This is a genomic window from Flavobacterium sp. FG68 (assembly GCF_057808895.1).
This window is the reverse complement of record NZ_JBMDIY010000007.1, coordinates 63,457-75,996: the sequence shown is the minus strand read 5'-3', so window position 1 is coordinate 75,996 and position 12,540 is coordinate 63,457. Positions and strand designations below refer to the sequence as shown.

Annotated in this window: 9 protein-coding genes; 4 read left to right on the top strand and 5 right to left on the bottom strand. The window is 33.6% G+C overall.

Annotation, left to right across the window (positions count from 1 at the left end; translation table 11 throughout):
* Positions 1-69: 69 nt before the first annotated feature.
* Positions 70-3,246, top strand: a complete 3,177-nt coding sequence (locus ACODSB_RS06420; protein WP_488936427.1) for an efflux RND transporter permease subunit — start codon at positions 70-72, stop codon at positions 3,244-3,246.
* 121 nt (positions 3,247-3,367) lie between these two features.
* Here ACODSB_RS06420 and ACODSB_RS06415 read toward each other — a convergent pair whose 3' ends face one another.
* The 5 genes from ACODSB_RS06415 to ACODSB_RS06395 all read right to left on the bottom strand — a co-directional run bounded on the left by ACODSB_RS06415 (position 3,368) and on the right by ACODSB_RS06395 (position 10,057).
* On the bottom strand, positions 3,368-3,805 hold the full coding sequence (locus ACODSB_RS06415) for a retropepsin-like aspartic protease (protein WP_488936426.1): 438 nt from the start codon (positions 3,803-3,805) through the stop codon (positions 3,368-3,370).
* Entirely contained in the window at positions 3,741-6,419 is a 2,679-nt protein-coding gene (locus ACODSB_RS06410) for a CHAT domain-containing protein (protein ID WP_488936425.1), read from the bottom strand. Before ACODSB_RS06410 ends, ACODSB_RS06415 begins: the two co-directional genes overlap by 65 nt.
* Positions 6,420-6,528: 109 nt before the next feature.
* The gene (locus ACODSB_RS06405) at positions 6,529-8,481 is read right to left on the bottom strand and encodes a PKD domain-containing protein (RefSeq protein WP_488936424.1); all 1,953 of its coding nucleotides are present in this window, start codon (positions 8,479-8,481) and stop codon (positions 6,529-6,531) included.
* A 111-nt stretch (positions 8,482-8,592) separates the two neighbouring features.
* The gene (locus ACODSB_RS06400; protein WP_488936423.1) at positions 8,593-9,570 is read right to left on the bottom strand and encodes a hypothetical protein; all 978 of its coding nucleotides are present in this window, start codon (positions 9,568-9,570) and stop codon (positions 8,593-8,595) included.
* A 187-nt stretch (positions 9,571-9,757) separates the two neighbouring features.
* Positions 9,758-10,057 carry a hypothetical protein gene (locus ACODSB_RS06395; protein WP_488936422.1) on the bottom strand — a complete coding sequence of 100 codons (300 nt, stop codon included), beginning with the start codon at positions 10,055-10,057 and terminating at the stop codon, positions 9,758-9,760.
* Between the two features lie 129 nt (positions 10,058-10,186).
* Between ACODSB_RS06395 and ACODSB_RS06390 the strand changes: the two genes are divergently transcribed.
* The 3 genes from ACODSB_RS06390 to ACODSB_RS06380 all read left to right on the top strand — a co-directional run bounded on the left by ACODSB_RS06390 (position 10,187) and on the right by ACODSB_RS06380 (position 12,476).
* Entirely contained in the window at positions 10,187-10,771 is a 585-nt protein-coding gene (locus ACODSB_RS06390) for an RNA polymerase sigma factor (RefSeq protein WP_488936421.1), read from the top strand.
* A gap of 2 nt (positions 10,772-10,773) precedes the next feature.
* Complete coding sequence (locus tag ACODSB_RS06385) at positions 10,774-11,496, top strand: tetratricopeptide repeat protein (RefSeq protein ID WP_488936420.1); 723 nt, start codon at positions 10,774-10,776, stop codon at positions 11,494-11,496.
* 200 nt (positions 11,497-11,696) lie between these two features.
* The gene (locus tag ACODSB_RS06380) at positions 11,697-12,476 is read left to right on the top strand and encodes a TatD family hydrolase (protein ID WP_488936419.1); all 780 of its coding nucleotides are present in this window, start codon (positions 11,697-11,699) and stop codon (positions 12,474-12,476) included.
* Positions 12,477-12,540 lie beyond the last annotated feature (64 nt).

Below are 12,540 nucleotides of genomic sequence, written 5' to 3'. Positions count from 1 at the left end.
CTATAGGCTATAAGCAAATTCAAAGCTTAAAGCCTACTGCCTACAGCCTAAAGCATAAAGAAAAAATATATGAAATTAGCCGAAATATCCATAAAACGTCCGTCGTTGGTAATTGTATTGTTTACAATTCTGACACTTGGTGGATTGTTCAGCTACAGCCAGTTAGGTTATGAGCTGATCCCAAAATTTGAACAGAACGTTATTACAATTTCTACTATTTATCCGGGAGCTTCTCCAAGTGAGGTAGAAAATACAGTGACAAAGAAAATTGAAGATGCGATTGCCTCTTTAGAGAATGTCAAGAAAATCGATTCGAAATCATACGAAAGTTTATCTATTGTTTCGATTACACTGACATCAAACGCAAAAGTCGATTTCTCTTTAAATGATGCACAGCGTAAAATCAACGCGATTATTAGTGATTTGCCAGAAGATGTTAAAACTCCGGCATTAACTAAATTCTCGCTGAGTGATTTACCAATTATGACGCTTGGTGCAAACGGAAAAATGGACGAAGCAGAGTTTTATGACTTAATTGACAAAAAAATTGCTCCTATTTTATCTCGTGTACAAGGTGTTGCTCAGGTAAATATTATTGGTGGTTCTGAACGTGAAATTCAGGTAAATCTTGACGCTGTAAAAATGCAGGGTTACAACTTATCTGTTCCTCAGGTACAGCAAAACATTTTGACTTCGAACTTAGATTTCCCAACAGGAAACATCCAGACTCGTAATCAAAAAATATTAATTCGTTTAGCGGGTAAATATAAAAGTGTTGAAGAATTAAGAAACCTTGTAGTTTCTTCTCAAAACGGAATCCAAATACGTTTAGGTGAAATCGCCGACGTTCAGGATACACAAAAAATTGCCGAGAAAATCTCTCGTGTAGATCAAAAAAGTGCGATTGTTTTACAAATCATCAAACAATCTGATGCAAATGCCGTTGCGGTAAGTGAGCAGTTATTAAAAACAATTGCACAGCTTGAAAAAGATTATAAAGTAAATCAGTTAAAACTTGAAGTTGCAAAAGATAGTACAATCTTTACTCTTGAAGCAGCAGATTCTGTAGTACACGATTTATTGATTGCGGTAATTCTGGTAGCATTTGTAATGTTGTTCTTCCTTCACAGTATTAGAAACTCATTAATCGTAATGGTTTCGATTCCTGCATCGTTGATTGCAACTTTCATCGGAATTTATTTAATGGGGTATACATTAAACTTAATGAGTTTATTAGGATTATCTCTGGTGGTAGGTATTCTTGTGGATGACGCGATTGTGGTACTGGAGAATATTTACAGGCACATGGAAATGGGTAAAAGCCGAATTCGTGCATCGTATGACGGTACAGCAGAAATTGGTGGAACTGTAACTTCGATTACATTAGTAATTGTGGTTGTATTCTTGCCGATCGCGATGAGTTCTGGATTGGTATCTAACATCATTACACAATTCTGTGTTACGGTAATTATCTCAACGATGTTGTCGCTTTTAGCTTCGTTTACTATTATTCCTTGGTTATCTTCTCGTTTCGGGAAATTAGAGCATATTGAAGGAAAAAATTTATTTGGAAGAATCATTCTTGGCTTTGAAAGCTATTTAACACGTTTCACTGACTGGGTTTCTCATTTATTGACTTGGTGTTTAGATCATTATATTAAAACTTTTGTTGTCGTAATTATATTATTCTTTGCTTCAACAATTGGATTAATGGGTGGAGGTTTCATTGGAGGAGAGTTCTTTGCTTCTTCTGATAGTGGAGAGTTCTTAGTTCAAATTGAGATGCCAAAAGATGCTTCGTTAGAGCAAACTAACTTTATGACGCAAAAAGCAGAAGCGTTCTTAAAATCTCAGGAATATGTTCACAGTCAAATTACAACAGTAGGACAAACCAGTGAAGGTTTTGGAGCATCGCAAGCTACAGCTTATAAAGCTGAGATTGACGTAAAAATGATCGAACAAAAAGATCGTACGGATGATGCGAATGTTTACGCAGCAAAAATCAAACGTAAACTTGAAAAAGTATTAGTTGGGGCAAAAGTAAAAACAGTTCCGGTTGGTATTTTAGGAACTGCAGAAGATGCTACATTAGGATTAATCGTAACAGGACCTTCAACAGATGCGGCGATGGCTTTTGCTAAAAAAGCAGAAGCAGAATTACGTACAATTCCTGGAACAACAGAGATTAAATTAACGGTTGAAGACGGAAACCCGGAGATTAACGTAAAAGTAGACCGTGATAAAATGGCTGCTTTAGGATTAACACTTCAAACAGTTGGTTTAACAATGCAGACTGCTTTTAGTGGAAATACTGACGGTAAATACAGAGCTGGTGAATATGAGTACGATATCAACATTAGATATAATGCTTTTGACAGAAAAAGTATTACTGACGTAAGTAACCTTATTTTTGTAAACTCAGCCGGACAACAAATTAAATTGTCTCAGTTTGCAGATATTACAGAAGGTTCTGGACCTAGCCAGTTAGAGCGTAGAGATAAATCTGCATCTGTAACTGTAAAAGGACAAAACGTTGGGGTACCTTCAGGAACAATCGTGCAGCAATGGCAGGCTAAACTTGATAAATTAGATAAACCAGCCGGAGTAAATTATATTTGGGGTGGTGACCAGGAAAACCAATCTGAAGGATTTGGTACTTTAGGAATCGCTTTACTTGCCGCTATTATTTTAGTTTACCTTGTAATGGTGAGTTTGTACGACAGTTTCGTTCACCCTTTTGTTGTATTATTTGCAATTCCGCTTTCGTTTATTGGAGCGATGTTAGCACTGGCATTAACAAACAACTCATTAAACATCTTTACCATTTTAGGTATCATCATGTTGATTGGTCTGGTGTGTAAAAATGCGATCATGCTTGTCGATTACACCAACCAAAGAAGAGCAGCAGGAGAATCAATCAGAACGGCATTAATTCAGGCAAACCACGCTCGTTTACGTCCAATCTTGATGACAACAATTGCGATGGTATTTGGTATGTTCCCAATTGCATTAGCAAAAGGAGCAGGAGCTGAGTGGAAAAACGGTTTAGCTTGGGTAATTATCGGAGGATTAATTTCTTCTTTATTCTTAACCTTGATTGTGGTTCCTGTAATTTATAATATTATGGAGAAAATTATTCATAAATTCTCTAAAGGAGATAAAATCGATTACGAAGCTGAAATGGTTGCTGATTATGAGCACACAGAATTAAGCGAGGACGGTTTTAACCCTAAACATACCCATTAATTTTTGATTTAATTTTAGACGAAAAAATCCCAAGTTCCGAAAGGAAGTTGGGATTTTTTAATTTTAGATTTATGAGTTTAGATTTTAGATTCCAATTGGAATTTAAAAATTTGGAATTTTGTTATTTAAGGTACAAATAATGATTATAATAATCAATAATCGCCTTTCCTTCAAGCAAAACATCCGCACCAATAATACCATGAACAGGCTTAGCTTTATAGGATTGTAAAGCCTCATTTACATGCGAAAGATCAAAAATTACAATAGTGAAACCTTTATTTTTCCAACTTCCCAATTGTAAAGTATTCTGCGAAGAAATTTGGGTTAACATCCCAGTTCCGCCCGCTCCGGAAGCTTTTGTTTTAGACTTTTTTGCAGATAATTCAAAACGCTCGATGCTTTCAAAACCAATGCAGGTATTTGATGCGCCCGTATCTAAAATGAAACTTCCCGAAACGCCGTTTATTTTTGCTTTTATAGAAAGATGCTGTGTTTTAGTAACCTTGAATTTTATTTTTTTGTATTTCTCTTTTTTGAGAACCTCGTGAAGATTTTCCATTTTCATAATGATTGAATACCAAAAATAAACCAATTACAATCAAAAAGCTAATTACATAATAGATATAATTTCCGGATTTTTCTTCTGCCGAAATCGAGCCATAATACACAAATGAACTCCAATAATAAGGTGATTTCTTAGCATTTGGAATTGATTTATCGTTTAAATATTCTAATTTGGCGTTTGAATTCGCCTCAAAATAAGAAACATCATTTTTGATATTTTTATAAAAATCAGACATAAAAACCGAAGTTGTAAAATCGTTTACTTTCCATAAAGAAAACAATAAATTCTGCGCGCCCGCAAACTGAAAGCCTCTTGCAATGCTCATTGCTCCTTCCGCTTTATATAATTTTCCAATTCCGGTTTCGCAGGCACTTAAAACCACTAAATCAGGATTTATATGTAGATTATACAATTCAGAATATAAGATTTCCTGATCGTAAAATTTAATACTTGCTGGAGTTTCAATATCGCCAGATGACGCGTGTGTACTCAAATGCAAAACAGAATAATGGGAAGCATTATTTTTAAAATTAGAAAAACTCGCACTCGAATTTTCTAAATATTTCCCTTTAAAATTACTTCGAATCGATTCTAATTCTTTCTTAGAATAACTCAATTCAAAAGCTGTTTTTTCGAAAACCGGAAAAACTCCCAAAACCGTTTTCTCTGATTTTGAAACAGGTTTTGAATTCAGATAAATATTAGCTGAGGTATTATAAGCAATTCTAAAATCATTTAACAAATAATGCATTTTAGCAAAATTCGTTGTTTTTGATTCCTGAGTAATTAATGCTTCAAAAGGAAGGAAATTTAAAATTCCGTCAGGAACAATTATTAGATTTTGATAAACCGAATTAGTTGGCAGGCTTAATAAATCGTAAGCCGCTTTTCCAGAACGATTATATCCTGTAATATCGTTTGTAATTGAACTGGCGTCATTAAAATAATTTATAAAAAAAAGAATATTCACTATTTTTCCATCTCCAATAGGAACTTGATTTAATGAAATTCGATTGTGTTGTAAAGTAAAATAATACAATTTTTCAGAACCCATAAAATAATAAACCATCATCGCTTTGTCATTTTCTAATTTTGAAAACATAGCTTTTAAATCGCAATTCTCCGGAAGATAATTTTGATTTTCAGACTGAATTTTTTTCAGCGAAAGAATCAATTCATTTTGCTTTTTTATAAGATTATTTATTTCTGAAATATCCGCTAAATCTCCTTTTTGCTGTTCTTTTAAAATCGCATTATTTAGATTTTGAAGTTCTTGTAAAAGTTGTTTTTCTTCCGCGGATGCGTTTTTAATATTCGAACGATAACGTTGCAAAATTCCCGATTTTGTTCTTTCAGATAATTGAAAAGCTTCTTCCAAATATTGAACTTTTCTTTCCGTTTCATATAAATTACTGTAAATCGAAATACATTTTTCGGTACGATTACGAGATCGTAATTGAGATATAATTTTTGAGTTTTCATAAACCAATGAATTCATCAATAAATCTTCAATGTGAAAGGAAAGATGAAAAGCATCAAGCGCTTTTTTTGGCTGATTTTGTCGAATAAAAATTTCTGCTTGTAAATCTAGTGCATCAATTAAAACCGTTTCGGCGTATAATTCAGTTTCATTTGGCAAATTACTTTTTGATTTGTAATTCGGAATTAAAACTTCAAAAATTGAATTAATTTGTTTAGAACATTCGTCATATTTGTGTTCAGCAAAAAGTAATAAAGCTTTTTCATAATACAATTTTGCTATTTTTCTTGGCTGAATATCCGGTGTTTCTAAAAACAATTTCTCGGCTTTTTTCAAATAAGAATTAGCAGTTTCATATTGTTGCCATTGTCTGTTCATCGAAGCTAAATTTCGATAAGCATTAGATAAAGTTTCTGATTGATTTTTTTCGTTTTGTAAATATTTAATAGAAGATTTAAACGCACTTTCGATATCTGGGGGTGATTTCACAATCCATACCCTCTTTTGAGAATCTAATAAATAATTATTCCCCAAATTATTCCATAAAATTCCCTTTTGCAAATTCGATAATTGCTCTGTTTTTAGAGTATTTTCTAAAAGCTCAATTGCCAAAGAAATTTTCCCCGAACTTTGATAAACATTAGATAAATTCAGAATCGCAGCAAATTTTTGCTTTTGCGCATCAGGATAATTTTTAGAAGTATTTACAATAAAAAAGTATTGTTTAATAGTATTTTCGGCACTATCATAATCGCCCAAAACCGTATATAAATTCCCCAAAGGTTTTAAGCAGAATTCAATAATATCGTAATTGCTGAGTTTCTGTTTTTGATAAATCTGCCAGGCTTTTTCGTAACTTGAAATCGCATTTTGTGTCTGCCCAAATTGATTTTCATAATACGCTTTATTGCAGTTTAAAACCACAATTGCTAAAAATTCATCTTTTGTTTTAGATTTAGGATTTCTCCAAAAACTAGCTTCTGCAGCGTTTAAATTTTGTAACGCTTTCGCGGAAGGATGAGCAACAAAACTATCAACAGCATTATATATTTTATCTTCCTGATTCTGCCCAAAAACATTCAGATTTATGAGGAGGAAAATTAAACCATATAAGTTATATAAGTTCATATTAAATTTTATTCCACAGAGATTCGCAAAGATTTTTCGCAGAGATACACAAAATATAAAAATCTTAGTGTATCTCTGTGCATCCTTTGTGTGTCTCTGTGGAATAACCTTAAAATTTCCATATTCCATAAACTTGAAAGTAATTAAAATTCTGTTCAAAATTAATTACGTAGCGCGCGCCTAAACTTGGTCCAATTCTCGCGAAACCGGCAGTCAAATCAAATAAAAGCCCCGTTTTAATATCAGTAAAAGAAGTTTTCATATTGTTGGTTTCAGTTTTTGTGCCAATTAAAAAACTTTCCTTATCGCCTTCATAAGTATCAATGGTTAAATTTTGATTTTGTTCTTGCGAAACATTTATATTCGCCTGAATTCCCGCACCAATTCCGATATAATTATTAATGTTGTACCGAATCAAAACAGGAACTTCCCAATTAATATTTTTATTTTCGGTTGCTGTAGTTGTGCGTATCAATTGCCTTACTCCGTTTGCATTTGTATTTATTTGATCAACAACTGTAACCGCACTATTATATTGATTTAATGCATTTACCCATTCAACCTGCCAGTAAAAACGATACGATTTAAAAGGCGAAATTGTCGCGCCCAAAAAATAACTTGTCGATTTATCTAAATCAGGATAAAAGTTGTAACCCGCTTTTACACCAATCGAAATTCCCGGCAAAAATCGAGTAGTAGCATAATTGGTAATAATAGGTTCATTTTTGTCGAAAATAATCGAAGTTCGGCTTTTGGTTTTTACCTTATGAAAGTCTTCTCCAAACTTCATCGAATATTTTACAAAACCTTTTGTACTATCTTTTTCGTGAACATTTTTTTGTTCTGTTCCCGGAAGATAAATATTCTTAAACGTAAAAATAATTTGTTTTTGCTTGATAATCGTATCGAGACAGCTTACGGTTGGTTCTTCGCCTTTTGGACAAATCGGACATTCTGGATACATACTTTCGATCTGGAAAGTTTTTTTGTCAAACATATCCGGGACATCGGTTTCTAAACGAATCTTTCTCGCTGGACCTTCGCCATTATTTTGGAAACGGGTTTTAAAATTTACCCTTTTAAAACGAACCAATCTGTAATTCATAAAACGTCCGTTAGAACCCATTTTATTTGGATCGTGAGACGTTACAATTTCCATTTCGAGATTTTTAATCTTATGGTTTTTATAGCTTCGATTCGGAACAAAAATACCACGCATCGTAACCGTTGCGCTCGTATCTTTTATCATTTCGGGCGTTGTTTTAAACGTATAAAAAACATTACGTGTTTCTCCCGGATTTGCATCGTCAAATTCTAAAACAGAAACATTATGATAGGTTTTATTGGCGTCTAAAAGCGAAGCGTCGAGATCTTCTTCAGTAGTTGTATTTCGGTATTTTTTAAGTTTGAAACTGTTTTCGGCGGAAGCCACAAAATTATTCGAATCGTCAAGATCATCGACAGAAGCCACTAAGTTTTCTTTTACTTCACGCTCGTTTGCATAGGTTCTAAAATCACTTAATTCGAAGTTATTATGTTTGAATTGCTTTTCATTATAAAATAAATAAAGCTTTCCGCTGGAAACATAATTCTCTAAGTTTTGATAACTTACTACGACTACCATTTCCTGTTCCGGAATAGGATCACAATTTTTGAGAATCGCAAAACCATTTTGATCTGCAATAGAAGCAATGTCTTTATAATTTGTATCTGTAATATCATTTACAGCCACTTTTTTCGGGCGTGTTGCAGGAGGTTTTCCGTTGTCGTAATTGTTGGTTACGGCAAGCCTTGTTGTATAAGTTCCTTTGTTCTTATAGACATGTTTTGGCTCTGCTTCTTTGCTGTAATGTCCGTCGCCGAGTTCCCATAAATAAGAATAACTTGGCTTTGGCGCACCTGCAATTGGAATCAGCGGCGGTGTTTCGGGTTTAAAAGAAACGGCATTTCCGTTTTGGATAAATCCAATATTGGCTCTTCGGGTTATGGTGTCTTTTACTTTGGTTTGTCCTATTGAGAAAATTGAAAATAGAATAAAGAAAATAGACAGTTGTGGTTTCATAACTAGACAGTTTTTAGTCTTAAAATCATCAGAATCAATTTTAAAACAGGATTAAATGTAAAAAAAAGTGATGAGCAAATCATCACTTTCTCTTAAAAAAGCATTTATAAGTTACTGAATGGCATTAATTGCAGCAACAAGTTGAGCTTCGGTACCGACTGTTGTTTCGGCTAGTGTAAAGGTGTAAACAGCATTTGCAGTTGTTGTCACTCCTTTTATGGCATATCTCCAGTTACCATTATCTTCGGTAGCGAAAATAATGTGACAAGCAAGACCAATTGGAATTTGTCCGTAGTGTTCGCTGAACAATCCTTCGGCAGTATACGTATCCAGTTTTGCAAGAGCATTTGTACCTTCTCCATCATAAGAAAGATATACAGCACTGTTTGTATTGTTATATCCGTCTGGAACATCAACTAAAATAGTGGTTTTAGGTCTAGGATCACTGTAAAAACGGTCAACATTTGTCCATCCAAAGTTTCCAAAAGTTACATAATAACTGTTTCCTTCGCCCTGAACGCCGCCTTTTCCGTCAGCACCTCTGGCATCTTTCCATGCTAAATCACCGTCTTCCTCAATTACACCAGTCCACAATGTCATGGCATTGTCATAACCGTCAGTCAGCGCAGTTGGAACCACTAAACTTAAATAACAAGATGTTTGTAATTCAACACCGCCTTGAGTTGCTTTAATAAAGAATTCTCCGCCCGAAATTAAAAGGTTTTTCTTTCCGTCTGGCGTAATTCCCATTGTTGGTTTGTTGGTAACCAGCATATTTCCTTTATCAAAAAGTTCGATATATTCGATATTAACTTCTCCCGTTACAGCATTTCCGTTTTTAGTAAGACAGTTTCCGTTGATATGTAATTTTACACCTTTTGCAGACGTAAGCGTTACCATACCATCTCCAGCCGTAATGGTAAAGTTTTGTGTATTTCTTTTTACTCCTTTTTCGCTTATGCTTTTAAAAGCTGCTGATGTTGGAGGCAGAATAACATTGCTTGTGTCATCGCCATCGCTCGTGTCGCAGCTTACAAAAGAAACTAATAATAGAAATAAAAGTCCGATAGTTTTAAAATTTGTGTTCATAATTTCTAGTTTTTATAAATCTGACTTGATTGTCAAGTGGTTTTCAGATTCTGGTTATTAATTACAATCTTATATCAATTAGGGTTTGATATTGTTACCCCTGTTTTTCAAAAAATATTTTTATGGCGCTTATAAGGTTATATCAACTTGTAGTTTTATTTGTTACCCCTGTTTTTATTTTTTTGATTTATGCCGAAAGACATTTGTCTTCAAAGAGGTTTCCGTCTTCATCAACAGCCACGAGAATGTTTTGCTTCCGCGAAAGCGTAACAATTAAATAGATCCAGACAATTGACCACAGTCCTAAAGTGAGACAGGTAAGAAATAAGTGCAGAAAATGTTTGATAACTTTTTTTTCTCTGCATAAAACAACATAGGGTAATTTCTCGTTATGTTCTACGATTACAAAGCCATTACGGGTCTTGGCAGAGATCATTTTGTAAAATTGATCTAAAGTCTTGTCGTTGGTAAATTGATAAGTTTCCATTTTCTCTTAATTTTTAACTCTTTTAAAAGATTTTTGTTTCCTTATATCAACTGCAATTGTTAATTGTTACCCTTTTATTTGAAATTTTTTGAGATTCTTTTTTAACTTTATCTGATTAAAAGTTTTTTTATGAGTAAAACTAAAGTGCATGCTGACCAAAAATATATTGACGGGCTTGCTGCAAACGATTCGTTAGTGATTCAATCCATATATAAAAAGTATGTTCCTAAAGTCGTAATGTTTATTATGAACAATTCTGGCGACAGAGACCACGCTCAGGACATTGTTCAGGAAGTATTGATTTTGCTTTTTAATCAGGCCAAAGCCAATTCGCTGCAATTAACCTGCCCGTTTGATGCGTACTTTTTTCTTTTGTGTAAAAGAAAATGGCTCAACGAATTGAAAAAAACATCCAACAAAGGGGTAACAATTATTGAAGATGCAGTATCTATGAATGAATCTGCATTAGAGCTGATTGGACAAACAGAAGAATTTGATGAAAAACAACAGCTTTTTGACACCATGTTTCAGAGATTAGGAGACAAATGCAAAGAGTTATTAAAGTTGAGTTTTGAAATTAAATCAATGGAAGAAGTGGCCGAAAAACTAAACGTAACATACGGTTATGTTCGTAAAAAAAAGTCGCTTTGTGTTGGCCAGTTAACGCAATGGATTCAGGAAGCAAAAAACTTTAATTCTTTAAAAAACGATTAGTCATGAACGAAGAACGCTATATATTATTTGATGAATATCTTCAAGGCGAATTAACGATTGAGGCAAAAAATGATTTTGAAAAACAATTGTTAGAAGATCCTGAATTTGCTTCGGAATTTGAGACTTTTAAAAACATACAATTTCAATTGAACAATAAATTTGGATTTGAGCAGGAAAGAGAAATTTTTAAAGAGAATTTAAGTCAGATTTCTGAAAGACATTTTGATAATAAACCAAAAGTAATTGGCTTAAAACCTTGGTATCTGGCAGTTGCAGCTTCGGTTGCCGTTTTATTCGGATTGTTCTTTTTTAATTACAACCAAAATCCTGTTTATGGAGATTACAATAATCCGGAACACGCTTCTTTTACCGAAAGATCTACTGCCGATGAAACTTTAAAAGAGGCAGAAAAAGCATTTAATCATAAAACATATAATAAAGCAATTCCGCTTTTTGAAACGATTTTACAAAAAAACAAAACAGCAGAAATTCAGTTTTTTTATGGAGTTTCTCTTTTAGAAGAAAGCCATTATATAAAAGCCGAAGCTATTTTTAACGAATTAAAAGCTGGAGGTTCTGCCTATAAAGACAAAGCAGTTTGGTATTTAGCTTTATCTAAATTAAAGCAAAAAGATTACGAAGGATGTAAAAAAATCCTTGAAACCATTTCAGAAGATTATGAAGGTTACGATCAGGTGGAAGAGCTTTTGCATCAATTGGATTAGTTATTTCACAAAGAAACACAAAGATTTTATACAGAGATTCGCAGAGTTTAAAAAGCTTTGCGATTTTTCTTTCTATAAGATCAACAAAAATCCGCTTTCATCCGCACTTTCACGAAGTGAATTCGTAAAATCCGCGTGCCAACAAGCAATTGCTATTCTTTTAATATTGTCGTAATTTTGACAACTTTAAAATTAGACCATTGAATTCAACACCTATTATTACCGATACACACACGCACTTATATTCTGAAGAATTTGATCAGGATCGTGACGAAATGATTCAACGCGCCATCAATGCCGGAATTACCCGCTTTTTTATTCCAGCAATTGACGCTGCTGCGACACAATCCATGTATGATTTAGAGAAAAATTATCCGGAGAATATTTTCCTGATGATGGGTTTACATCCCACTTATGTAAAAGATAATTATGAGGAAGAATTAGCGCATGTAGAAACCGAATTATCAAAGCGAAAATTCTACGCTGTGGGCGAAATAGGAATCGATTTGTATTGGGATAAAACGCATTTAAAAGAACAGCAAATAGCTTTTAAAAGACAAATTCAGCTGGCAAAACAATACAAATTACCTATCGTAATTCATTGTCGCGAAGCTTTTGATGAAATCTTTGAAATTCTGGAAGAAGAAAAATCTGAAGATTTATTTGGGATTTTTCATTGTTTTTCCGGAACTTTAATACAAGCACAGCAAGCGATTTCTTACAATATGAAATTAGGAATTGGAGGCGTGGTAACATTCAAGAACGGAAAAATCGACCAGTTTTTAAATCAAATCGATTTAAAACATATTGTACTGGAAACAGATTCGCCTTATTTGGCGCCAATTCCATACAGAGGGAAAAGAAATGAGAGCAGTTATTTAGTTAATGTAATTTCAAAGCTGGCAGACTTATATGATGTGTCTGAAGAAGAGATTGCAGCAATAACAACTCAAAATTCAAAAGACGTTTTTGGGATTTAACCAAAGCCTTACAAAACTTTAATTTTTTTTTTGTTCTTTTGCCCACTTAAAACCAATATAAATA